This window comes from Sphingobium estronivorans (assembly GCF_008692605.1).
In the GTDB taxonomy this organism is placed as follows: domain Bacteria; phylum Pseudomonadota; class Alphaproteobacteria; order Sphingomonadales; family Sphingomonadaceae; genus Sphingobium; species Sphingobium estronivorans.
Genome location: NZ_LFCT01000002.1, coordinates 127,385 through 149,374, shown reverse-complemented (window position 1 = coordinate 149,374; position 21,990 = coordinate 127,385). Strand labels below are relative to the sequence as shown.

The following is a 21,990-nucleotide window of genomic DNA, read 5'->3' as shown; positions in this document are numbered from 1 at the left end:
GTCCTTTGGCCCAGCCTGTGGCTCCAGCGCAACCGGATTTGGCGGAAGCGCCGTTATGGGAAACGATTTCCTTGACCGTCTCATTGTTGCGATGCAGCATCGATCGCCATGGCGACTCCTGCATCTTCCTCCGCCCCTGCGATCACGCAGAACCCCGATATCCGCTATCTCGGCCGCCTGCTGGGCGATGTCATTCGCGCCTATGGCGGGGAGAAGATCTACAAGCAGACCGAATATATCCGTTCGGCCTCGGTCGACCGGGCGCGCGGCCTGCACGGCGCGGACGTGGTCGATACCGGCCTCGATGCGCTCAGCCTGGACGACACATTGTCCTTCGTGCGCGGCTTCATGCTGTTCTCGATGCTGGCGAACCTCGCGGAGGACCGGCAGGGGGTCGAGGCTGAACCGGGCGCCGACGTCGCCTCCGCCGTGGGCCGGCTCCAATCCCATGGCATCGAGCGGGACGCGGTTCTCGATTTGCTCGCCCACGCCCTGATCGTTCCCGTGCTGACCGCCCACCCGACCGAGGTGCGGCGCAAGAGCATGATCGATCACAAGAACCGCATCGCCGATCTGATGCTGCTCAAGGACGCGGGCCGCAGCGAAACCGATGATGGCGAGAATCTGGACGAAGCGATTTTCCGCCAGATCGCCCTGCTCTGGCAGACCCGCCCGCTGCGCCGGGAAAAGCTGTTTGTCGCGGACGAGATCGAGAATGTCCTCGCTTATTTCCGCGACGTGTTCCTGCCCGTTCTGCCCGCCCTTTATGCCCGCTGGGAACGGGTGCTGGGCGCCCGCCCGCAAAGCTTCCTGCGCGTCGGCAACTGGATCGGCGGCGACCGCGACGGCAATCCCTTCGTCCAGGCGCCGCAGTTGCGCCTGGCGCTCGCCCGGGGTTGCGAGGCGGCGCTCGGCTTCTACATGGACGCGTCCCATGCGCTCGGCGCCGAACTCTCCCTCTCCACCGAGCTCGCCCAGGTGCCGCAGGCGGTGCTGGACCTCGCCGAAGCCAGCGGTGACCTCTCGCCCAGCCGCCGGGACGAGCCCTATCGCCGCGCCATTTCCGGCATCTACGCCCGCCTCGCCGCCACCTATCGCGCGCTGACAGGCAAGGAACCTTCGCGTCCCTCGACCCTCCGGGGCGAACCCTATGCCGGACCGTCGGATCTGCGCCGCGATCTTGTCACCGTGGCGCAGGGCCTTGCCAGCGAAGGCGACGGCGCCTTGGCCTCCGGCGGCGCGCTCGGCCGCCTGATCCGTGCGGTGGAAACGTTCGGCTTCCATCTCGCCACGCTCGACATGCGCCAGAACAGCGACGTGCATCAGCGCGTCGTGGCGGAACTGCTGAAGGTCGCCGGGGTCGAGGCGGACTATGCCGCGCTCGACGAATATGCCCGCGTCGCGCTGCTGCGCCGCGAACTGGCGAGCAACCGCCCGCTCGGCACGCGTTTCTCCGAATATTCGGAGGAAACCGCGTCCGAACTCGCCATTGTGCAAGCCGCGGCGGAGGCGCACCGCGTCTACGGCCCGCAATGCATCACCCATTATATCATTTCGAAGGCGGAAAGCGTTTCCGACCTGCTGGAAGTGAACATCCTCCTCAAGGAAGCAGGCCTGTGGCGCGCGGGCAGCAATGGCGATGCCCCGCACGCCGCGATCATGGCCGTGCCGCTGTTCGAAACCATCGCCGACCTTGAGGCCGCGCCCACGGTCATGACCGCCTATTTCGCCCTGCCCGAAATCGCGGGCGTGGTGCGGGAACGCGGTCATCAGGAAGTGATGATCGGCTATTCCGACAGCAACAAGGATGGCGGCTACATCACCTCGACCTGGGGGCTGTTCCAGGCCAGCAAGGCGCTGGCCCCGGTCTTTGCCGAGGCGGGCACGTCGATGCAACTCTTCCACGGTCGTGGCGGCGCGGTCGGGCGGGGCGGCGGTTCCTCTTTCGCGGCGATCCAGGCCCAGCCCAAGGGGACGGTACAAGGCCGCATCCGCATCACCGAGCAGGGGGAGGTGATCGCCGCCAAATTCGGTACCCGCGATGTCGCGATGACCAATCTGGAAGCGATGACCAGCGCGACCCTGCTCGCCAGTCTTGAACCCGAAGTCCTTTCGGATCGCGACGCCGCCCGCTTCGCCGCCGCCATGGACGAGCTGTCGAAATCCGCCTTCGCTGCCTATCGCGATCTCGTTTACGGCACGGAGGGGTTCAAGGAATTCTTCCGCCAGCTTACCCCGATCCAGGAAATCTCCGGCCTCAAGATCGGCTCGCGCCCCGCCAGCCGCACGAAGAGTAAGCGGATCGAGGATTTGCGCGCCATTCCCTGGGTATTCAGCTGGGCGCAGGCGCGGGTGATGCTGCCGGGCTGGTACGGCGTCGGCCATGCACTGAGCGCCTTCGAAGACAAGGCGCTGCTGGCCGACATGGCGCAGCACTGGTCCTTCCTGCAATCGGCGCTGGCCAATCTGGAAATGGTGCTGGCGAAATCGGACCTCGGCATCGCCGCCCACTATCTTCCGTTGGTGGAAGACCAGCCGCGCGGCGCTGCGATCTTCGAACGCATTCGCGAGGGGTGGGATATGACCCATGACGGCTTGCTTGCCGCCACCGGCCAATCGCGCCTGCTGGAGAAAAATCCGAAGCTGGACACGTCGATCCGCCTGCGCCTGCCCTATATCGAGCCGTTGAATCTGCTTCAGGTCGAGCTGATGAAGCGCCACCGCACGGGAGAGAACGATCCCCGCATCAAGGAAGGCATCGAACTCTCGATCAACGCCATCGCCACGGCCCTGCGCAACAGCGGCTAGAGCATCGTGCGAAAAAGTGGGCGAGCCGGAGGCACGTGACTCCGAGCTCGGGTTTTTCGTAAAAACCGATGCGACAACAAAGGAGCAGAGCCAGCGGCCCGCGTCTGATTCAGCGCAGCTTGCTCCCAGGCGGAGCGGCGCGCGCGCATAAGGAGAATCCGGGACGGCCGCAGTCCGATGGCCGCCCCGGACCCCTATCCTCCTTGCCGGAGGACTGGACAGGATGGGCGGATCGCAAGGGACGACCCGCCCGATCGGTCACGTCAGAATTTGGCGACAACACCCGCCATCGGCCGGATCGAACGGAAATTGCCCATCGTATCGGCCTGCACGCGCAGGCGGATATTGCTGCTCTGCGCCGATCCGCCCATGTCGGCGGGCGACAATTCCACGCCTGCGCCATAGGTCATGCCGTGATAATCCCGGCTGTCGGGGCCGAGAGCATCGAAATTGACCCATTTATAGCCGACCTTGCCGAAAATCAGGCTGTCCTTGCCGGCCTTCACCCCGGCGCGGCCCGCCACGCCATATTCCCAGTCGATATCGCCGCTGACGCCCTTGGACGCGGTGCCTTCGACACCGACCACGATCGGCCCGGCGACACGGGCATTCACGCCCGCCACGCCTTCGATGATGCGGCCCTTATAGCCGACCGGCGGAATGCCTTCCTTGCCGGTTTCGCTGTCGAAATTATGAATGCCGCCCATCACGCCGACATAAGGTTCGATGCGGCGCGATCCGGCGTCATCCTGCGCCATGGCGGCGGCGGGAACGAGCGACGCGGCGGCAGCCGCTGTGAACAGCAGAGTCTTCATGGGGTTTCCCCTTCATTTGTTGGAAAATATGGTCGCCGGTGTGGACCCGGCGGCAATCGCGTCAGGCTGCTGCAAGCGGCTCCGGCGATGCCCAACCAATCCCCACCGGCCCATGAAGGTTGCATGAACCGGACCGGAAAAACGGCAAAACCATTATTTGTGGCCGGAATACAACGGTTTCTGTCAGCAGGATGAACCGGAACCGGCGTTTCTGAACCTCCGATAAACGGATCGCGCCCAAAATGTCTTTCGCGCATTCCCAAACCGACTCTCATTCACAACCAATTCAAGCAGGGCGCGTTATTCAGGCACAATAGGAAGGATAAGGAGAAAGGCGATGACCTGGACCGGACACAGGCTGTTGGCTGCGGTCGGTCTCGTCGGTGCACTTGCCCTTGGCGGTTGCGCCTATGACGATGGCTATTATGGCGGTGTGAGTGTTGGCAGCGGCTATTATGGCGGCGGCTATTATGATGATTATTGGGATTCGGGCTATTACCGGCCCGGCTATTATAACGGTTGGTATGATGGCTATTACTATCCGGGCAGCGGCTATTATGTCTATGACCGGGGCGGGCGCCGCCATCGCTGGAACGATGGGCAGCGCCGCTATTGGGAAGGCAGGCGGGAATCGCGGCGCGGCGATGGACCGGCCTGGCGGGTGCGCCCAAATGGTGAAGGCAATCGCTGGAATGGCGGCTGGCGGGCGTCTCGCCCGAACGCCCAGTCGCCCCAGGCAGGAAGGGGACAAGAGAATATGACACCAAGGACCTGGTCTCGGGATACGACTCCCCGGGCGCGTTCCGATGGCGGCGGACGGTCGCGGCGTGACGGCTGGCGGAGCCGGCGCGACTGATGCGGGTTCGGCACGGCGCGGCCCTTTGTCTGCTGCTGCTGTCGGCCTGTGACGGCCGGGAGGAGAGTGCGATCGACAATCTCGCCAATGGCGCGAATGCGACGCAGGTTGAAAATAATGTCCGGGCGGAGGCGCAGGCGGTGATGGAGCCGCTGGCGCCGCCCGCTCCGGGTACGCCGGGGGGCCTGCCGGTCGAGCCGCAGTCCGTGGTCGAGGAGGATGCGGTCGATCCCAAGGGGGCTCAAGGCGCCGCGCAGGTCGTGCAGGGCTATTACGGCCTGCTGGAGGAAAAGCGCTACGACGACGCGCAGGATTTGTGGAACCAGAACAGCGCCATCGGCGCCGAAGATGATGTCCGCTTCGCCGCGCGCTTCCGCAATTTCAGCGAGGTGCACGCCAATATCGGCGCGCCGGGCGACGTGGAGGGGGCAGCGGGATCGTTGTTCGTCACCGTGCCGGTGCAGGTCTATGGCCGGCTCGCCGCCAATGGCAAGCCCTGGTATCGGCTGCGGCAGGTGACGCTGCGGCGGGTCAATGACGTGCCCGGGTCCAGCGAGGCGGATCGCCGCTGGCATATCGAGAGCATCGGCCCCTATCAACCGCCTGCGCAGGAAACGGCGGAGACGGGCAACGCCATCTCCGCCACCGACGGGCTGCTTAAGAAACCGTAGCCTTCAGGATCTTGCCGGGGGTCTTGGGCGGCTCGCCCTTGGGCAGGGCGTCGACATGTTCCATGCCGGAGGAGACTTCGCCCCAGACAGTGTACTGGCCGTCGAGGAAGGTGGCGTCGTCGAAGCAGATGAAGAACTGGCTGTTCGCGCTGTTCGGATTCATCGCGCGGGCCATGGAGCAGACGCCGCGGACATGGGGTTCGCGGCTGAATTCCGCCTTCAGGTCGGGCAGTTTCGAACCGCCCATGCCGGTGCCGGTCGGATCGCCGCCCTGGGCCATGAAGCCGGGGATGACGCGGTGGAAGACGACGCCGTCATAGAAGCCGTCCTTGGCGAGTTCGGTGATGCGTTCGACATGGCCGGGGGCGAGGTCGGGGCGCAGCTTGATGACGACATCGCCACCGCTGTCGAGGCTAAGGGTCAGGGTTTCATCAGCCATGAAAAATCCTCTCTTGGGGGAAAAATGCGGATGTTCGTTCATATAGAGCGTTGGGACGGGGATGGAAGCGCTTCATCGACCGTTGGGGCATTGCAATTATGACGAGCATCGGCAAAAGCAGCGACATGTTACAGGAACCGGACAGTAGGGGACGCGATGAGCGAACGAGCCGATACGGCCGAACCCCGGCCGGACGAACTGGAAGATATTGCCGCTGAGCAGGCCGAATCCCGTCATGACGAGGATGACCGGCTGAAAGGGCAATTCGTCTCTGCCGTGCTGGATGCGGTGGAGGATGACGATCGCGAACGGGCGCGCGAACTGGTATCGCCGCTTCACCCGGCGGATATTGCCGACCTTCTCGAACTCACCCCGTCCGAACGGCGCGGCGAAGTGGCGGCGGCGCTGGGCGATCTCGTCGGCGCGGAGGTTTTGTCCGAACTCAACGACTATGTCCGCGAGGATATTCTCGACGCGCTGGCGCCCGAGCAGGTGGCCGAGTTTGCCGCCGAACTCGACACCGACGACGCCGTCGCGATCATCGAGGACATGGAGGAGGCCGATCAGCAGGCCGTCCTCGAAGCGCTTGACCCCGAAGACCGCGCCGCCATCGAAAGCGCGCTGTCCTATCCGGAGGAATCCGCCGGTCGCCTGATGCAGCGCGACCTGGTCGCGGTGCCGGAGCATATGACCGTCGGGCAGGTGATCGACTATCTGCGCGACAATCGCGACCTGACCAGCGACTTCTGGGAAATCTTCGTCGTCGACGAAGCGCACAAGCCGATTGGCACCTGCCAGTTGAGCTGGGTGCTGACCTGCCCGCGCAGCGTCGCCATGGCCGACCTGATGAAGCGCGAACAGACGCTGATCCCGGTCGACATGGATCAGGAAGAGGTGGCGCTGCGCTTCCAGAAATATGCGCTGATCTCCGCCGCTGTGGTCGATGGCAGCGGCCGGCTGGTCGGCATGATCACGGTGGACGACATCGTCCACATCATCTCCGAGGAAGCGGGCGAGGACATTCTGCGCCTGTCGGGCGCGGGCGAGGGCGACATCAACCAGCCGATTTGGGAAACGGTGCGCACGCGCCTGTCCTGGCTGGTGGTCAATCTGGGCACGGCGATCCTGGCGGCGTCGGTGGTCGGGCTGTTCCAGGCCACCATCTCCAAATATGTGGTGCTGGCGGTGCTGATGCCCATCGTGTCCGGCATGGGCGGCAATGCGGGCACGCAGACCATGGCGGTGGCGGTGCGCGCGCTCGCCACCAACCAGCTCACCAGTTCCAACACCATCCGCCAGATCGTTCGGGAATTCCGTATCGCCAGCGCCAATGGCACGGCGTTGGGCATATTGATCGGGGTTGCTGTGGGGCTGATCTACGGCAATCACGATCTGGGCATCGTCATCGCGCTGGCCATGTTGATCAACAACCTCGTCGCCGGGCTGGCGGGCATATTGATCCCGGTCGCGCTGGACCGGGTGAATGTCGATCCCGCCGTGTCCTCCGCCGTGTTCGTGACGACAATGACGGATGTGATGGGCTTTTTCTCCTTCCTGGGGCTGGCGACGGTCTGGGGACTATGACCGCCCCTTGACCGGACCGCGTCGGCATCCGATCTTTTCGCCATGTCGCTGCACCTCACCAAGATCGCCTTTCAGAGCGAAAGCCCCGCGACGCTCCGGGCCTGGCTGGAAAGCCATGCGGAGGAGGCGCGGCTGACCACGCGCTATCTGCCCAAGCGGCTGGAGGAACTGACGGGCGGTTCGCTCTACTGGATTCATGGGCATCAACTGGTGGGCCGCAGCCCGATATTGGGCTTTCAGGAAACCGGCCAGGGACGCTATTGGATCAGGCTGCGTCCCTGCCTCATTCCTGTGCGCGCCGTTCCCAAGCGCGCGCATCAGGGCTGGCGCTATCTGGAGGGAGAGGATGCGCCGCCTGATCTGGGCGCGGGTGAGGCGAACGATCTCGACGCCATGCCGCGAGCGATGATCGGCGAACTGTCGAAGCTGGGCTTGATCTGACTCCGTTCAGCCGATCGCTTCGAGCTGTTTGGCGATGGCGCGCAATTCCTGAATGAAACGGGCCCGCTCCTGCGCCTTGCGCGCGGCATCCGGGATGCGCAGCAGATAGCTGGGGTGGACCGTGATCCAGCCCTGTGCCGCACCCTCCAGCGCGATCGGCGCGCCGCGCAGGCGACTGATCGTCACGGCCTTGCCCAGCAGGGCACGCCCCGCCGTGGCGCCCAGAGCGACGATGATCCTGGGGCGGACCAGTTCCAGTTCCTGCGTCAGCCACCAGCGGCAAGCCTGGATTTCGGGTGTTTCGGGCGTCTGGTGGATGCGGCGCTTGCCGCGCCGCTCATGCTTGAAATGCTTGACCGCGTTGGTGACATAAGCGCGCGTCCGGTCGATGCCCGCCGTTTCCAGCGCTTCGTCGAAAATTTGACCGGCCGGGCCGACAAAGGGACGACCGGCCAGATCTTCCTGATCGCCGGGCTGTTCGCCGATGAACATCAGCGGCGCGTCGACCGGCCCCTCCCCGAACACCGTCTGCGTCGTGTCCTTGTAGAGCGGGCAGCGCGTGCAGCCCATGGCCTCTTCGCGCAGCGCCTGCCAGACGGTCGCCGCATTTCCGGGCCGGCGCGCATTTTTAGGGGGCGTCGCGATCATGGCCGCTTCCCGCGCCTGCGCGCCTGCCACCAGTTCCGGGATGAGCGCGGCCTCCGGCAGATTGCGCCAATATTTGCGGGGCATTTCGGACAGCATGGCGCCCACCTTGAGGCGCGCGGGATTGAAGATCGCCGCATAATAGCCCTTCCAGATTTCCTCGACCGGATCGTCCATGGGCGCATCTTCGCGCTTGGCGCCCGGTCCTTCGGTCAACGTCTCGCCGTCCCAATGGATGCTGAGCTCCGGGGTCAGGATCGACCAGCGCATGGAGGCGAACCGCCGCATGAAGAACCCGGCATTGGTCCGCACGATGTGATGCTCCGGTTCGAACCAGGCGACGAAGCGGGGGCCGTCCGTGTCGGCCAACTCGCGAAAACGGACGAAGGCCCGCATCTTATGGATGTCGCGCCGCACCGCCTTGGCCAAGGCCTCGACGCGCCGAACCAGCGGATCGGCCCGATCCTCCAGGCTCCCCGGTCGATCGCGCATGTGTGTCAGCAGGGCATAGAGGAGAGCGAAACGTTCCGGATCGGAATGCAGGATCGCCATTTCGGCAAGGTCGAGAAAAGCGCGCGGGACCGGGAATGTGCCGTGGACGACCGCAGCCGGTGGGGTGTCCGAAGCGAACAGGTCGGGCGCGTCGGTTCCACTCTCCCAGACAATGGCGTCGGGCGGAATCCCCGCCATGGCAAAGTTTCGCGCGGCGTCCCGCCAGCCGTCAAAATCATCCGGCCCGTTCAACCGCGCCCGGTACATATCCTGCTATTGGCTTTCCGCGCGCTGCAATTCTGCTGGTTTGCGCTTGGCAAACAGTTCGGCCAGCTTCTTTTCCTCCTCGACCGTCAATTCTTTCGCGGCGTCGGGAAACATCTCTTCCTCCTCCTCATCGATATGATGAAGATACCGCTTTTTCATCTCGGCGAATTTGCGCCGCCAGGCGTCGCCATTGAAAGCGAGGCCATCCAATTCCTCCAGATAATCGTCGATTTCCTTGTGCTCGGACACGCTATGCTGGGCGTCCTCCCGTAAATCCGGGCGGGCCAGCATGGTTGCGTAGAGCGTTTCCTCCTCCGCGGCGGCATGGGCGCTCACTTCCACCTGGAATTGTTGGAACAGCTTTTGCAGCCGGTCCGGCTGGTCCTGTGCATCGGCCATCTTGTCGAATAGCTGACGATGGGCGTCATGATCCTGTTTCAGACGGTCGAAAATATTGGCATCGGCCATGGGGGCATGTCCTTCTTGAGAAGGAAGGACAACGACGCTCCGACGCTTTGGGTCCGGCCCTAACCGAAGAATGCGCGGAAGATGATGGCGACGGGAATCCAGAGCAGGCCGCCGCCGACGCTCGCCGTCCAGAGTTGCAGCACATCGCGGCGGAATCGCACAACAAGTCTCTGGGGCGGCATGCCGGATCGGTCCAGCATGTCCCAGCGGCGTTCCAGTCCCCGCGCCGCGATGGCAAAGCCGCCAATCGCGATGACGATGCCGAGGTGGAGGAGAAGCGATCCGCCCATTTTGGCAACGATGAAAATCTGAAGCAGGCAGAAAACGACCAGAGCCGCGGCCAGATGCGTACTCATCCGCCGGGCAAAGCCCATGGGGTGCGTTGCGCCATCCTTCCACATCGTCGCCAAATGCCTGACCCTTTCCAGCTATCGGATCAGCAAAACATGAACGGCTGCTCCGATCAACGGCAAAATCATGGCGATTCATCGAAAAGCTCCAATTGCGCGAGGACAGGCGCGCGCGGCCGCAAATCCGCCCGATCCGCGAGTCGCACCGGTCGCCAATCGCTGGCCACCAGAAAGGGCCGCAGCTTCGCGATCGAACTCGTCAGGCGCGCGACATCGTCAAGCCGCAGCCGGCGATGACGACGGCTCGTCAAAATGCGATCCACCGCTTTCACCCCCAATCCCGGCACACGCAGCAGCCTCTCGCGCGGAGCGAGGTTGACGTCCACGGGAAAGGCGTCCCGATGGCGCAGCGCCCATGCCAGCTTGGGATCGATGTCGAGGGGCAGGCACCCGGTAGCGGGATCGGTCGCGGCTGCCACCTCCTGCGCGGAATAGCCATAGAAGCGCATCATCCAGTCCGACTGGTAGAGGCGATGTTCGCGCAGCAGCGGCGGGCGTTGAAGCGGCAACACGGCGCTGGGCGAAGGGATGGGCGAGAAAGCGCTATAATAGACCCGGCGCAAGCGGTGGCGGGTGTACAGCGCGCTGGCGCGGCCGATGATCGCGCGATCGTCCGCCTGATCGGCGCCGACGATCATCTGGGTCGACTGACCCGCCGGGGCGAAGCGCGGCGCATGGGCGTAGCGGCGGCGCGCGTCGCTGCCATCGTCGATGGCGGTGCGCAGGACCGCCATGGCGCCCTCGATCCGTTTGGCGTTCTTTTCCGGAGCCAGCCGCCGCAAGCCTCCCTCGGTCGGAAGTTCGACATTGATCGACAGCCGATCAGCATAAAGCCCTGCCTGATGGATCAGTTCGGCATCGGCGTCCGGAATCGTCTTGAGATGGATATAGCCGCGAAAATCATGCTCTTCCCGCAACGAACGGGCGACGGCCACCAATTGCTCCATCGTATAATCGGGTGAGCGGATGATGCCGGAGGAGAGGAATAGCCCCTCAATATAATTGCGGCGGTAGAAGCTCAGCGTCAGCTCCACCAATTCCTTCACGGTGAAGCGGGCACGGCGGACATCGCTCGACCGGCGGTTGATGCAATAATGGCAATCGAACAGGCAGCTATTGGTCAACAAAATCTTGAGGAGCGAGATACATCGCCCATCGGGCGCATAGGCATGGCAGATGCCCATGCCTTCGGTCGATCCGATCCCGCCTTTGCGACCCGACGCGCTGTCCCGCTTCGCCGTGCCCGACGAGGCGCAGGACGCATCATATTTCGCGGCGTCGGCAAGAATCTCCAATTTTTGACGGACAGTGAGTGCGGCCATAATTGTTCTTGATATGTTCTTTTTTGCGCACTGTCCATAATCTCCATCAAGCCGGTTCCACCGCGTCGGCATCCAGCACCTGCCGGACTTTCCATGCCAGTTGATCGAGGGTGAAGGGCTTGGCCAGGAAGGACACGCCCGGATCCAGCATGCCATTATGGACGATGGCATTGCGGGTGTAACCGGTGGTGTAGAGGATCTTGAGGCCGGGGCGGGTTTCGCGGGCGCGGTCGGCCAGCACCCGGCCATTGATGCCCGGCATGACGATGTCGGTGAACAGCATGTCGATGCGCGGCTGAATGGCCAGCATTTCCAGCGCCTGCTCGCCATCCGATGCCTGGACGATGGTGTATCCCAGTTCCCTCAGGGAATCGACCGACATGTGGCGAACCCGTTCCTCATCCTCGACGACAAGGATGATTTCTTCCCCGCGCGCGCGGGGCAGTTCGGTGGAGCTTGCAGCCATGGTACCAACCGCCGTCTCCGGCCCGTAATGGCGCGGCATATAGACTTTGATGATCGTGCCTTCGCCCGGTTCGGAATAGATTTTCACATGACCGCGCGACTGCTTGATGAAGCCGAAGACCTGGCTGAGGCCCAGTCCGGTGCCCTTGCCCACCCCCTTGGTGGTGAAGAAGGGGTCGAAGGCGCGCTCCACCACTTCAGGCGGCATGCCCGTACCGGTATCGGTCACGGAAACCATCACATATTGTCCCGCCGCGACATCCTCATGGGCCGCGACATAGGCATCGTCGAGATGCGCGTTCGCCGTTTCGATCGTCAGCCGTCCGCCGGTCGGCATGGCGTCGCGCGAATTGACGCAAAGGTTGATGATCGCCGCTTCCAACTGGCTGGCGTCGATGCTCGCGCGCCACAGGCCGCCCGCCAGCACGGTCTCCACGCGGATGCTTTCCCCGATTGTCCGGCGCAGCAGTTCCGACATGCCCCCGACCAGCTTGTTGAGATCGGTCGGTTGCGGGTCGAGCGGCTGCTGCCGGGAAAAGGCGAGCAGTCGCGCGGTCAGTTGCGCGGCGCGCTGGGCACCCTCCGCCGCATTGTCGATGCCCTTGGCGATATGGGGGTCGATGTCCGGCGTCAGGCGCCGCCGCGCAATGTCGAGCGAGCCGATGACGATCGCCAGCATATTGTTGAAGTCGTGGGCGATGCCGCCGGTCAACTGGCCGATGGATTCCATTTTCTGCATCTGGCGCAGTTGCGCCTCGGCCGCTTCGCGCTCCAGCCCCTCCGCGATCAGCCGCTTGTTGGCATGGCGCAGCGCCCGCTGGCTTTCGATCGCCTCCGCCACGCGGCGGCGGGCGGTACGCAGCGCCAGCGCGCCCAGCAAGGTGACCAGCACGGCGGACATCGCCATGCCGACCGACACCATCAGGCTCAGGCGATAGTCGTTGGCGGTGCGTCTCTTCAGCAATTGCGCCTCGCGCGCCCGCATTGTCGCCACCAGCGCGCGGATTTTCGTCATGGTGACCATGCCGGCGTTGAAATCGTCCGGCGCGATCAATTCGCCCTTGCTGCGGCGCTCAATCCCGCTTCGCATCAGGAAAAGCCGGTCGTCGAGCAGGTCCTCAAGCGTTTCGACCGATTGAATCTGGAGCGGATTGTCGTGCATCTCCGTCCGCAGGGCCGCCACTTCCCCCCGCCATTCTCTGCGGAAGCTTTCATAAGGTCCAAGGAACGATTCCTTGCGCGTCAGCATGAAGCCGCGCTGGCTGCTTTCCGCCTCCTGAGCATGCAGGAGCAGCGTGGAAAGCTGGTTTTCGGTGCGCAGCGTATGCTGGACCCATATATTCACCCGCTGCTGCACCGCATAAAGCCAATAGGTGCCGCCTACCGCCACGACGACGATGAGCGATGCCAAGAGCAAAAGGAGGATCGACCGTTCTGGGCGGGTGGCGGGCATGGATGCAGAATGCTGAAATATCAGGCGAGAGCAAGCGCGATGCGCCAGATGCGAAAGGATGGCCCGTTGCCGCTTCAGTCCCGCCAGCTCGAATCGATCCGGTCGATCCGGCGGACCATCGCCTCGAAATCGGGGATGCCGGGGCCGACGGGCAATTGCACGCCGGACAGATCGCGCTGGTGCACGGCGATGACATCCTCAGCGATGTCGAGGGGCGTGCCAGCGGCTCCGGTCGCGATCTGGATCTCGCAGGCGCGCTGAAGCATCCATTGGGTGAGAAACGCCTGTGGCAGGCTCTTCGCCATCACCAGCGTGCCATGGTTGCGCAACATCATGATCCGGTGCTGGCCCAGATGGGCAATCAGCCTTTCCCCTTCCTCCGGCCGAATCGTGACGCCTTCGAAATCATGATAGGCGATTCGACCGATGAAGGCGGCGGCATAGAAATTGGTGGGGGTCAGGCCTTCCTTCGTCGCGCTGACCGCCATGCCTGCCGTCGTATGGGTATGGATGACGCAATGGGCGTCGGGCAGGAGCCGGTGAAAGATGCTGTGCTGGGTAAAGCCGGCGCGGTTGACCGGATAGGGGCTGCCGTCCAGCACATGGCCGTCAATGTCGATCTTGACCAGATTCGATGCCGTCACCTCGCTGTAGAGAAGGCCGAAGGGATTGATCAGGAAAGCATTTTCCTCTTCCGGCACGCGCAGGGTGATATGGTTGTAGATCAGTTCCGACCAACCCAGATGATCGAAGACGCGGTAACAGGCCGCCAGTTGCAGGCGCGCCTCCCATTCCGAAGCCGACATGCGCGGGGTCTTGGCGGCGGTTGCCATGGCGATCCTCCTCACTATCCTGTGGCGCGGACTATCCGCCTTGCGGCGGCCCGTGTCGAGAGGCGCGGCTTTTGGGTTGAATTTGCCCGACTCTGCTGGTAGGGCGCGCCCCACACGGCGCAGGGTGACCTGCGGCGACTCACCGCTATTTTATTCGGGCGGCCCGTCGGGAAGGGTTTATTCCTGGCGATCCGTTCGTTTTCGACTGGAGTTTGACTGGCTTATGCAAATCATCGTTCGCGACAACAATGTCGACCAGGCCCTGCGCGCGCTCAAGAAGAAGCTGCAGCGTGAGGGCGTGTATCGCGAGATGAAGCTGCGCCGTCACTATGAGAAGCCCTCCGAGAAGCGCGCCCGTGAAAAGGCGGCGGCCGTCCGCCGCGCGCGCAAGCTGGAGCGCAAGCGCGCCGAGCGCGACGGCGTCCGTTAAGGATCGCCGTTACCGGGACGGTCGTCCGATCGTCCCGTTCTTCTGCTGAAAAATCCACCCGCACCAACTGCGAGGCCCAGGTTCATGTCCACGACAGCTGTTCCCCTTCGTCCTATCCCCAAGGGGTCGCTGACGCGCCTCTGGATCGGTGTTGCCGCGGTTGCGCTGGCCGCAGGCGGTCTGGCCTGGGCCGGGCAGCGCGGCGTCGAGCCGTCGACTGCCACCTTCCTGACGCGCAATGCGCATGAGGCGGGTGTGGTGACGACCGAATCGGGCCTGCAGTACAAGGTGCTGGAAGAAGGCGCCGGCCCCAGCCCGACGCCCGCCGATGTGGCGCTGGTCGGCTATAAGGGCACGTTGCTCGACGGCACGGTGTTCGATGAGAATCCGCAGACCGCCATGCCGGTCGACGGCGTGGTGCCGGGCTTCTCCGAAGGTATGCAGAAGATGAAGAAGGGCGGCAAATACCGCCTGTGGATTCCGCCGCAGCTTGGCTATGGCGATCAGGCGGCAGGCCCGATCCCGGCCAATTCGGTGCTGGTGTTTGACGTCCAGCTGCATGATTTCAAGTCCAAGGCGGAGATCATGCGGATGCAGCAGATGATGCAGCAGCAGGGCGGGATGCCGCAGGCTATGCCGGCGCACTGATTTCCGGTCAAAGTCGAAAAGCGAAAAGGGTCGGGATTTTCCCGGCCCTTTTTCTTGCCGGCCCTTTTCTTGGAGGACGCCGCTCGCCTTCGCGGGCGAGCGGACGAACGGGCCAGCCGGTCAGGAAAGACCCTGCGCTGCAACCGGGCCAGTGGCGGACCTCTCCGCCCTGGCTTCCAATGTTTTGGATCGTTCCTCCAACCACACCTTGATCATCGCGACGATGGGATCCGCCAAGAACAGACCCATGATGCCGAACAGCGCGCCAAACAGGATCTGGGCCGCCAGGACAAGGGCGGGGGCGAGGTCGGTGGCGCGTTTGGCCACCATCGGCACGATCAGATAGCCGTCGACGATCTGCACCGCCAGATAGATGCCAAAGGCATAAAGGCCCGCATGAACGCCCGCCGAAAAGCCCACCAAGATGATCAGCACACCCGAAATGATCGACCCGATATTGGGCAGGAAGGCGAAAAGCCCCGTCAATATGCCCAATAGTCCGGCCATGGGAATGCCGCCCGCCCAGAGCAGCAGCCAGACGCCGACGCCCTCCACCGCCATGCCGATCAGCCGCCCGAACATCAGCCGGCGCAGCGTCCAGCCCATCCGGTCGGCAATGGCGTAGAAATGACCGCGCTTGTCCATCGGCAGCATCCAGGCGACGCCGCGTTCGTACAATTTGGGCTCGACGGCGATGAAGATGGCGAGGACCAGCATCATCACCCCGCTGGTGATCGCGCCCACGGCGGTTCCGACCGCCGCCGTCACCCGGCCCAGCGAACTCATCGCCTGGCTGGCGAGACTCTTGAAATCCTCCGGCGTGGTGGTGACGCCCATCTGCTGGAGCCAGCCGCCGATGCGGTTCACCTGGGTTTCGACGATGGTGCGCATCGCCTGCGCCTGCGCCGCCAGGCTCGATCCGGTGAGGTAGAGGGTATAGATCAGGAAGGCGAGCGCGGCGAGCAGCACGATCGTCAGACGCCAGCCCCGGCCGATCGGCAATATCCGTCCCAGCAGCCTTGTGCCGCCGTCCATCATCGTCGTCAGGACCAGCGCGCCCATGACCAGCAGCAGCGGTTGGGCCAGCAGCACGATCAGCGCGACGGCGATGCCCAGGGCGAACCAGACGCCCGCCCGCTTGGCCTCATGCTGGACGAGCGGGCTTTGCCGTTCGCTGGGGCCGGGTTGCTCGATATGGACCTGTTCGTCGCTCAACCCATGCCCCTTTGATGCCATAGCTTATTTCGGGACGGTAACGCTCGCGGGGCGCAGGCTGTTCCCCGCGCGCCCGCTGCGCAAGGCGTGGAGCCAGCCCAGCGGGTTCCAGCCCGAATCGCCATCGAGCGAAAAGGTGATGAACTCCGCCCGGCCGCCGAGCGCTTCCCACGGCACCGGCCCGCCTAGACCGTTTTCCTCCAGCGGCGCGCGGCTGTCGGCGCTGTTGTCGCGATTGTCGCCCATCAGGAAGACATGGCCTGCCGGAATCCGCACCGGTCCATACCAGTCGAGCGTGCTCGGCCCCATGTCGATGACCAGATAGGTTTTGCCGTTGGGCAGGGTTTCCTGCCGCACGGGCAGTTCGCACCAGCTTTTGCCCTGGGCGTCGGTCATCAGCGCGCCGGGGAATTGCAGAGGTGGGCAGGGGGCATTGCCGTCCACGGGAATGCGGATGGGTTTCAGCACCTTCTGCGGTACCGGCACGCCGTTCAGGATGATCTGGCCGCCGCGCACTTCCAATATGTCGCCGGGCAGGCCGATGACGCGTTTGATATAATCCTCGCGCTTGTTCTGCGGCGACACGATGACGACGTCGCCGCGCTGGGGCATGTGCCCGAAAATCCGCCCCTTCAGGAAAGGCAGCGGATGGAAGCTGGGCGAGACATAGGACCAGCCATAGGGAAATTTGCTCACCACCAGCCGGTCGCCCTTCAACAGCACCGGCATCATCGATTCGCTGGGAATATAGAAAGGCTTGGCGACGAAGCTGTGGAAAGCCAGCACCGCCAGGATCAGCAGCCCGATGCTTTTGGCTTCCTGCCACCAGTCGACCGAGGTCTTTTCCGGGCCCTCTGCCGGGGGCGTGGTCGGCTCTTCGGAGGGGAGGGGGCTGTTCTCGGTCATGTCCGCTGCCGTCATGGGAGGGTTTCCGGCTGAAGAGTCCCCATCGTCATAGCGGCAGGGCTTCGATGATAACAAAGGCCTGCGCCCATGGATGATCGTCGGTGAGCGTCAGGTGAATGACGGCGCGGTGGCCCGCCGGGACCAACGATTCCAGCCGCGCCAGGGCACCGCCGGTCAATGCCAGCGTCGGCGCGCCGCCGGGCCGGTTGACCACGCCGATATCCTTCATGAACACGCCCTTGTTGAAGCCTGTGCCCACCGCCTTGGAAAAAGCCTCCTTGGCGGCGAAGCGCTTCGCCAGCGTACCCGCCTTGGTGAAGGGGCGGCGTTCGGCCTTGGCCCGCTCGATATCGGTGAAGACGCGATTTTCGAATCGTTCGCCGAAGCGGTCGAGGGAATTCTGGATCCGCTCGATATTGCAGAGGTCGGAACCCAGGCCGATGATCACCGCGCCAGATCCATCTGCCGGCGCATTTCGCGGATGCTGCCTTCCAGACCACTGAAAATCGCCTCGCCGATCAGGAAATGGCCGATATTGAGTTCCGCCACCTGCGGAATCGCGGCGATCGGACCGACATTGTCATAGGTCAGGCCGTGGCCCGCATGTGGCTCGATGCCGTTCTTGGCGGCCAGCGCGGCGGCATCGGACAGGCGGCGCAGTTCCTCCGCCCGCTCTGTGCCCGTGAGATGGGCATAGCGGCCGGTGTGGAACTCGACCACCGGCGCGTCGAGACGGATCGCCGCTTCGATCTGCGCCGGATCGGGCTCGATGAACAGGCTGACGCGGATGCCCGCCTCATTGAGCGCGCCGACGATCGGGCGCAGCGCGTCGATCTGCCCGGCGGCGTCCAGCCCGCCCTCGGTGGTCCGCTCCTCGCGCTTTTCCGGCACGATGCAGGCGGCATGCGGGCGATGCCGAAGCGCGATGCCCAGCATCTCCTGCGTCGCCGCCATTTCCAGATTGAGCGGCACGGTGAGCGCCGCCATCAGGGTCGCGATATCCTCGTCGCGGATATGGCGGCGGTCTTCGCGCAAATGAGCGGTGATGCCGTCCGCCCCGGCCTTGACGGCCAGCAACGCGGCCTTCACCGGATCGGGATGCCCGCCTCCCCGGGCGTTGCGGATGGTCGCCACATGATCGATGTTGACGCCCAGGCGCAAAGCGGCGGGGGAGTGCGGCATGGGCGATCCTATTGCTTGCGGCTGCCGGGCTTGGTCGCCGGGATCGCCGCCAATTCGGGCGGGACCTGATCGGCTTCATAGACCGGGAAATTGATGCTGACGAGTGGGTAGAAGGGCACGCCCAGATCGACTTCGCCCGCGGACCGATCGACCAACGCGACTTCCGCCACGACGATGGCGCCTTCCGCCTCGATCGCCTCGATCGCCTGGCGCGAGGACAGGCCGGTGGTCACCACATCCTCGACCATCAGCACTTTCTGGCCCGGCGCGATGGCGAAGCCGCGGCGCAGTTCGAACGTGCCTTCGGGGCGTTCGAGGAACACCGCATCCTTGTCGAGCGCGCGACCGACCTCATGGCCGATGATGAGGCCACCCATGGCCGGCGAGACGACCATGTCGATCTCCTGCCGCATTTCGCGCGGCAGTTTCTGCACCACGGCCCGCGCCAGCCGGCCCGCGCGTTCGGCGTTCATCAGCACGCGGGCGCACTGAAGATAATTGGCGCTGCGGTGGCCGGAGGACAGAATGAAATGTCCCTCCAGCAATGCGCCGGCAGCCCTGAATTCCGCTAATACTTCCTCGTCGGTCATTCGATTCTTCGATCCATTCGTCCGCGCCGCCTGCCTGATGCGGAAGCGGTCCGGCTTTCCCTCATGGGTCGCCCCATGATCGCGCCCCTGTGCGCGGGGAGCGAGATAGGCTCACCAACTAGGCGTTGCAACAGCGAAGAAAATCTGGTTGTGGAAGGTTGAGGCATAAAAAAACGATGCTTATAAGCCGTGGCGGACCGAAACAGGCGGGGGGAGGCGTAACTACGCATGTGCCTTCGTTGCAGCGGCGCCAAGGGGTTACGGGGTAAGAAGACGCTATGAAAAAGGTGAAATCGCTCGTCCTCGCCGGGTTGTTGGCCTTTGCGCCCACACTCGCGATGAACGGTCCGGCACTGGCGCAGGAGAATGCCGCAGTTGCGGCGCCCGCCACCGGGAATGACACGGCGGCCGCCGATTCGGCCAGCCATGCGGCGGCACCTGCCGCCGAAGCCGCTCCGGCGGAAAAGGTCGCCGCGCCGCCGCGGATGAAGCCGACCCTCGGCATCGGCATGCCGATGCCAGGGGAGATCACCCTTCAGAAGCAGTTTTCGCCGACCGGCCATACGGCCCGCTGGCTGCATGACGTGATGCTGTTGCCGATCATCTTCGCGATCTCGATCCTGGTCCTGATCCTGATGGCCTATGCGATGTGGAAATTCCGCCGCAGCGCGAACCCGATCCCATCCAAAACCTCGCACAATACGTTGATCGAGGTGATCTGGACGGTGGTGCCGGTGGTGATCCTGCTGGTGATCGCGGTGCCCTCGATCGGCCTGCTGGCCGACCAGTACAAGCCCGCGCCCAAGGATGCGCTGACCGTCAAGGTGACCGGCTATCAATGGTATTGGGGCTATGAATATCCCGACAACGGCATTCCGGAATTCGTCTCCAACCTGCTGCCCAGAGACAAGGCGGGGGCCAATGGCGAGCCCTATCTGCTGGCGCCCGACAACCGTCTGGTCCTGCCGGTCGGTCGTCCGATCAAGCTGATCATCACCGGCGCCGATGTGATCCACAGTTTCGCGGTGCCTTCGCTCTGGGTGAAGATGGACGCGGTGCCGGGCCGTCTCAACGAGAAGAGCTTCACCATCGAGAAGCCGGGCGTCTATTACGGCCAGTGTTCGGAACTGTGCGGCGCCCGCCACGGCTTCATGCCGATCGCGGTCGAGGCGCTGCCGCCGGCCCAGTTCGACCAGTGGCTGCTCTCGCAGGGCGGGAAGCTCCAGGGCGCAGGGGCGGCAACGACCGCCCAGGCGCCGCAGCCCGCCGCCGCTCCCGCCGCAAAGCTTTGATGTAAGGGCATATACGCCATGACCACGATTACCGCAGACCATCACGGCGATCATGTGCACGAGCATCATGACGCCGATCACAAGCCGGCCTTCTTCCAGCGTTGGTTCATGTCGACCAACCACAAGGATATCGGCACGCTTTACCTGATCTTCGCGATCGTCGCCGGCATCATCGGCGGTGCGATCTCGGGCCTGATGCGCGCCGAACTGGCGCAGCCGGGCATCCAGTATCTCCAGACCTGGGCGCAGTTCAGCGATGGCCCAAGCGCCACGCTCGACCAAGCCTATCATCTCTGGAACGTGCTGATCACCGCCCACGGGCTCATCATGGTCTTTTTCATGGTGATGCCGGCGATGATCGGCGGCTTCGGCAACTGGTTCGTGCCGATCATGATCGGCGCGCCGGACATGGCCTTCCCGCGGATGAACAACATCAGCTTCTGGCTGCTCATCCCGGCTTTTACGCTGTTGCTGGGTTCGACCTTCTTCCCCGGCGGTACCGGCAATGGTGCGGGCACCGGCTGGACAGTCTATGCGCCGCTTTCCACCAGCGGTTCTGCGGGGCCGGCGGTCGACATGGCGATCCTGTCGCTGCACATTGCGGGCGCCAGCTCGATCCTGGGGGCGATCAACTTCATCACCACCATTTTGAACATGCGCGCGCCGGGCATGACCCTGCACAAGATGCCGCTGTTCGTATGGTCGGTGCTGGTCACTGCCTTCCTGCTGCTGCTGGCGCTGCCGGTTCTGGCCGCGGCGATCACTATGCTGCTGACCGACCGCAATTTCGGCACGACCTTCTACGATGCCGCCGGCGGTGGCGATCCGGAACTGTACCAGCATCTCTTCTGGTTCTTCGGCCATCCCGAAGTGTATATCATGATCCTGCCGGGCTTCGGCATCGTCAGCCAGATCGTTTCGACCTTCAGCCGCAAGCCGGTCTTCGGTTATCTGGGCATGGCCTATGCCATGGTCGCGATCGGCGTGGTCGGCTTCGTCGTCTGGGCGCACCACATGTTCACCACCGGCATGTCGGTGAATGTGAAGATGTATTTCACCGCCGCCACGATGGTGATCGCGGTGCCGACCGGTATCAAGATCTTCTCCTGGATCGCGACGATCTGGGGCGGTTCCATCAGCTACAAGACCCCGATGGTCTGGGCGCTGGGCTTCATCTTCCTGTTCACCGTGGGTGGTGTGACCGGTGTGGTGTTGGCCAATGGCGGCGTCGACGACGTGCTGCACGACACTTATTATGTCGTCGCGCACTTCCATTATGTGCTGTCCCTGGGGGCCGTCTTCGGTCTGTTCGCCGGGTTCTACTACTGGTTCCCGAAAATGTCGGGGAAGATGTATAACGAATTCCTCGGCCACCTGCATTTCTGGGTGTTCTTCATCGGCGTGAACCTGCTGTTCTTCCCGATGCATTTCCTCGGCTTGTCGGGCATGCCGCGCCGCTATCCCGACTATCCGGAGGCGTTCGCCTATTGGAACAAGGTCGCGAGCCATGGCTATGAAATCATGGCAGCCGGCATGCTGATCTTCTTCGTCAACCTTGTCTGGTCGCTCGTTGCCGGCAAGAAGGCGGAGGGCAATCCCTGGGGCGAAGGCGCCACGACGCTGGAATGGACGCTGTCCAGCCCGCCGCCCTTCCACCAGTTCGAAACGCTGCCGGTCATCGACTGACCGCGGCCGGAGGCATTCCGATTTGCGGGAATGCCGGGATTGGCGTAAGGGCGCGCCAGTTCCCAGCACATA

At 63.8% G+C, this 21,990-nt stretch carries 22 protein-coding genes; 9 read left to right on the top strand and 13 right to left on the bottom strand.

What is annotated here, in order from left to right:
* Positions 1 to 108: 108 nt before the first annotated feature.
* Positions 109 to 2,808 carry a phosphoenolpyruvate carboxylase gene (ppc, locus tag F7P65_RS02145; RefSeq protein ID WP_150290099.1) on the top strand — a complete coding sequence of 900 codons (2,700 nt, stop codon included), beginning with the start codon at positions 109 to 111 and terminating at the stop codon, positions 2,806 to 2,808.
* A gap of 263 nt (positions 2,809 to 3,071) precedes the next feature.
* Here the strand turns inward: ppc and F7P65_RS02140 are convergent, their stop codons facing one another.
* Complete coding sequence (locus F7P65_RS02140; protein ID WP_150290098.1) at positions 3,072 to 3,623, bottom strand: outer membrane protein; 552 nt, start codon at positions 3,621 to 3,623, stop codon at positions 3,072 to 3,074.
* A gap of 337 nt (positions 3,624 to 3,960) precedes the next feature.
* Here F7P65_RS02140 and F7P65_RS02135 point away from each other — a divergent pair, with 337 nt between their 5' ends.
* Both F7P65_RS02135 and F7P65_RS02130 read left to right on the top strand, forming a co-directional pair.
* Positions 3,961 to 4,479: a hypothetical protein gene (locus tag F7P65_RS02135; protein WP_150290097.1), complete on the top strand. Its 519-nt coding sequence runs from the start codon at positions 3,961 to 3,963 to the stop codon at positions 4,477 to 4,479.
* On the top strand, positions 4,479 to 5,150 hold the full coding sequence (locus tag F7P65_RS02130) for a hypothetical protein (protein WP_150290096.1): 672 nt from the start codon (positions 4,479 to 4,481) through the stop codon (positions 5,148 to 5,150). Before F7P65_RS02135 ends, F7P65_RS02130 begins: the two co-directional genes overlap by 1 nt.
* Here F7P65_RS02130 and F7P65_RS02125 read toward each other — a convergent pair.
* Positions 5,137 to 5,589 carry a peptidylprolyl isomerase gene (locus tag F7P65_RS02125; RefSeq protein WP_150290095.1) on the bottom strand — a complete coding sequence of 151 codons (453 nt, stop codon included), beginning with the start codon at positions 5,587 to 5,589 and terminating at the stop codon, positions 5,137 to 5,139. The genes F7P65_RS02130 and F7P65_RS02125 overlap by 14 nt on opposite strands.
* Before the next feature lie 156 nt (positions 5,590 to 5,745).
* On the opposite strand from F7P65_RS02125, the gene mgtE reads away from it, so the two are divergent.
* Together mgtE and F7P65_RS02115 are read left to right on the top strand one after the other, a co-directional pair.
* Complete coding sequence (gene mgtE, locus F7P65_RS02120) at positions 5,746 to 7,173, top strand: magnesium transporter (protein WP_150290094.1); 1,428 nt, start codon at positions 5,746 to 5,748, stop codon at positions 7,171 to 7,173.
* A 42-nt stretch (positions 7,174 to 7,215) separates the two neighbouring features.
* Positions 7,216 to 7,614 (top strand): DUF1489 family protein, encoded by a 399-nt coding sequence (locus F7P65_RS02115; protein WP_150290093.1) that lies wholly within the window; start codon positions 7,216 to 7,218, stop codon positions 7,612 to 7,614.
* Between the two features lie 6 nt (positions 7,615 to 7,620).
* On the opposite strand, the gene F7P65_RS02110 is transcribed toward F7P65_RS02115, so the two are convergent.
* The 6 genes from F7P65_RS02110 to F7P65_RS02085 form a co-directional block, all read right to left on the bottom strand.
* Complete coding sequence (locus F7P65_RS02110) at positions 7,621 to 9,018, bottom strand: UdgX family uracil-DNA binding protein (protein ID WP_150290092.1); 1,398 nt, start codon at positions 9,016 to 9,018, stop codon at positions 7,621 to 7,623.
* A gap of 6 nt (positions 9,019 to 9,024) precedes the next feature.
* Positions 9,025 to 9,486 carry a hemerythrin domain-containing protein gene (locus F7P65_RS02105; RefSeq protein ID WP_150290091.1) on the bottom strand — a complete coding sequence of 154 codons (462 nt, stop codon included), beginning with the start codon at positions 9,484 to 9,486 and terminating at the stop codon, positions 9,025 to 9,027.
* A 59-nt stretch (positions 9,487 to 9,545) separates the two neighbouring features.
* A complete protein-coding gene (locus F7P65_RS02100) occupies positions 9,546 to 9,887 on the bottom strand; it encodes a hypothetical protein (RefSeq protein WP_150290219.1) in 342 nt (113 codons plus the stop codon).
* A gap of 74 nt (positions 9,888 to 9,961) precedes the next feature.
* A complete protein-coding gene (locus F7P65_RS02095) occupies positions 9,962 to 11,218 on the bottom strand; it encodes a putative DNA modification/repair radical SAM protein (protein WP_150290090.1) in 1,257 nt (418 codons plus the stop codon).
* Positions 11,219 to 11,264: 46 nt separating this feature from the next.
* Positions 11,265 to 13,136 (bottom strand): CHASE3 domain-containing protein, encoded by a 1,872-nt coding sequence (locus tag F7P65_RS02090; RefSeq protein WP_150290089.1) that lies wholly within the window; start codon positions 13,134 to 13,136, stop codon positions 11,265 to 11,267.
* Positions 13,137 to 13,210: 74 nt separating this feature from the next.
* Positions 13,211 to 13,969: a class II aldolase/adducin family protein gene (locus tag F7P65_RS02085; protein ID WP_150290088.1), complete on the bottom strand. Its 759-nt coding sequence runs from the start codon at positions 13,967 to 13,969 to the stop codon at positions 13,211 to 13,213.
* Between the two features lie 223 nt (positions 13,970 to 14,192).
* On the opposite strand from F7P65_RS02085, the gene rpsU reads away from it, so the two are divergent.
* Positions 14,193 to 14,399, top strand: coding sequence for a 30S ribosomal protein S21 (gene rpsU / locus F7P65_RS02080; protein WP_004208618.1), 207 nt, complete (start codon positions 14,193 to 14,195; stop codon positions 14,397 to 14,399).
* 84 nt (positions 14,400 to 14,483) lie between these two features.
* Positions 14,484 to 15,047, top strand: a complete 564-nt coding sequence (locus F7P65_RS02075; RefSeq protein WP_150290087.1) for an FKBP-type peptidyl-prolyl cis-trans isomerase — start codon at positions 14,484 to 14,486, stop codon at positions 15,045 to 15,047.
* Positions 15,048 to 15,167: 120 nt separating this feature from the next.
* On the opposite strand, the gene F7P65_RS02070 is transcribed toward F7P65_RS02075, so the two are convergent.
* The 5 genes from F7P65_RS02070 to pyrE are packed head-to-tail and all read right to left on the bottom strand — an operon-like array spanning position 15,168 to position 18,940.
* A complete protein-coding gene (locus tag F7P65_RS02070) occupies positions 15,168 to 16,262 on the bottom strand; it encodes an AI-2E family transporter (protein WP_150290086.1) in 1,095 nt (364 codons plus the stop codon).
* A gap of 24 nt (positions 16,263 to 16,286) precedes the next feature.
* Positions 16,287 to 17,183 carry a signal peptidase I gene (gene lepB / locus F7P65_RS02065; protein ID WP_150290085.1) on the bottom strand — a complete coding sequence of 299 codons (897 nt, stop codon included), beginning with the start codon at positions 17,181 to 17,183 and terminating at the stop codon, positions 16,287 to 16,289.
* A 31-nt stretch (positions 17,184 to 17,214) separates the two neighbouring features.
* Positions 17,215 to 17,616, bottom strand: a complete 402-nt coding sequence (gene acpS / locus F7P65_RS02060; RefSeq protein WP_150290084.1) for a holo-ACP synthase — start codon at positions 17,614 to 17,616, stop codon at positions 17,215 to 17,217.
* Positions 17,613 to 18,350, bottom strand: a complete 738-nt coding sequence (locus F7P65_RS02055; RefSeq protein WP_150290083.1) for a pyridoxine 5'-phosphate synthase — start codon at positions 18,348 to 18,350, stop codon at positions 17,613 to 17,615. The genes acpS and F7P65_RS02055 overlap by 4 nt, the downstream gene beginning before the upstream one ends.
* Positions 18,351 to 18,358: 8 nt before the next feature.
* Positions 18,359 to 18,940: an orotate phosphoribosyltransferase gene (pyrE, locus tag F7P65_RS02050; RefSeq protein WP_150290082.1), complete on the bottom strand. Its 582-nt coding sequence runs from the start codon at positions 18,938 to 18,940 to the stop codon at positions 18,359 to 18,361.
* Positions 18,941 to 19,218: 278 nt separating this feature from the next.
* Here pyrE and coxB point away from each other — a divergent pair, with 278 nt between their 5' ends.
* Both coxB and ctaD read left to right on the top strand, forming a co-directional pair.
* Entirely contained in the window at positions 19,219 to 20,232 is a 1,014-nt protein-coding gene (coxB, locus tag F7P65_RS02045) for a cytochrome c oxidase subunit II (protein ID WP_150290081.1), read from the top strand.
* 18 nt (positions 20,233 to 20,250) lie between these two features.
* Positions 20,251 to 21,918 (top strand): cytochrome c oxidase subunit I, encoded by a 1,668-nt coding sequence (gene ctaD / locus F7P65_RS02040; protein WP_150290080.1) that lies wholly within the window; start codon positions 20,251 to 20,253, stop codon positions 21,916 to 21,918.
* Positions 21,919 to 21,990: the final 72 nt, after the last annotated feature.

Bases quoted from the DNA above. Each gene is read 5' to 3' on its own strand.
- mgtE (WP_150290094.1), top strand. From the start codon at position 5,746: ATGAGCGAACGAGCCGATACGGCCGAACCCCGGCCGGACGAACTGGAA.
- ctaD (WP_150290080.1), top strand. From the start codon at position 20,251: ATGACCACGATTACCGCAGACCATCACGGCGATCATGTGCACGAGCAT.
- lepB (WP_150290085.1), bottom strand. From the start codon at position 17,183: ATGACGGCAGCGGACATGACCGAGAACAGCCCCCTCCCCTCCGAAGAG.
- F7P65_RS02130 (WP_150290096.1), top strand. From the start codon at position 4,479: ATGCGGGTTCGGCACGGCGCGGCCCTTTGTCTGCTGCTGCTGTCGGCC.
- F7P65_RS02075 (WP_150290087.1), top strand. From the start codon at position 14,484: ATGTCCACGACAGCTGTTCCCCTTCGTCCTATCCCCAAGGGGTCGCTG.
- F7P65_RS02095 (WP_150290090.1), bottom strand. From the start codon at position 11,218: ATGGCCGCACTCACTGTCCGTCAAAAATTGGAGATTCTTGCCGACGCC.
- F7P65_RS02115 (WP_150290093.1), top strand. From the start codon at position 7,216: ATGTCGCTGCACCTCACCAAGATCGCCTTTCAGAGCGAAAGCCCCGCG.
- F7P65_RS02055 (WP_150290083.1), bottom strand. From the start codon at position 18,350: ATGCCGCACTCCCCCGCCGCTTTGCGCCTGGGCGTCAACATCGATCAT.
- F7P65_RS02135 (WP_150290097.1), top strand. From the start codon at position 3,961: ATGACCTGGACCGGACACAGGCTGTTGGCTGCGGTCGGTCTCGTCGGT.
- F7P65_RS02100 (WP_150290219.1), bottom strand. From the start codon at position 9,887: ATGTGGAAGGATGGCGCAACGCACCCCATGGGCTTTGCCCGGCGGATG.
- ppc (WP_150290099.1), top strand. From the start codon at position 109: ATGGCGACTCCTGCATCTTCCTCCGCCCCTGCGATCACGCAGAACCCC.
- F7P65_RS02105 (WP_150290091.1), bottom strand. From the start codon at position 9,486: ATGGCCGATGCCAATATTTTCGACCGTCTGAAACAGGATCATGACGCC.
- F7P65_RS02125 (WP_150290095.1), bottom strand. From the start codon at position 5,589: ATGGCTGATGAAACCCTGACCCTTAGCCTCGACAGCGGTGGCGATGTC.
- pyrE (WP_150290082.1), bottom strand. From the start codon at position 18,940: ATGACCGACGAGGAAGTATTAGCGGAATTCAGGGCTGCCGGCGCATTG.
- coxB (WP_150290081.1), top strand. From the start codon at position 19,219: ATGAAAAAGGTGAAATCGCTCGTCCTCGCCGGGTTGTTGGCCTTTGCG.
- F7P65_RS02085 (WP_150290088.1), bottom strand. From the start codon at position 13,969: ATGGCAACCGCCGCCAAGACCCCGCGCATGTCGGCTTCGGAATGGGAG.
- F7P65_RS02090 (WP_150290089.1), bottom strand. From the start codon at position 13,136: ATGCCCGCCACCCGCCCAGAACGGTCGATCCTCCTTTTGCTCTTGGCA.
- rpsU (WP_004208618.1), top strand. From the start codon at position 14,193: ATGCAAATCATCGTTCGCGACAACAATGTCGACCAGGCCCTGCGCGCG.
- F7P65_RS02110 (WP_150290092.1), bottom strand. From the start codon at position 9,018: ATGTACCGGGCGCGGTTGAACGGGCCGGATGATTTTGACGGCTGGCGG.
- F7P65_RS02140 (WP_150290098.1), bottom strand. From the start codon at position 3,623: ATGAAGACTCTGCTGTTCACAGCGGCTGCCGCCGCGTCGCTCGTTCCC.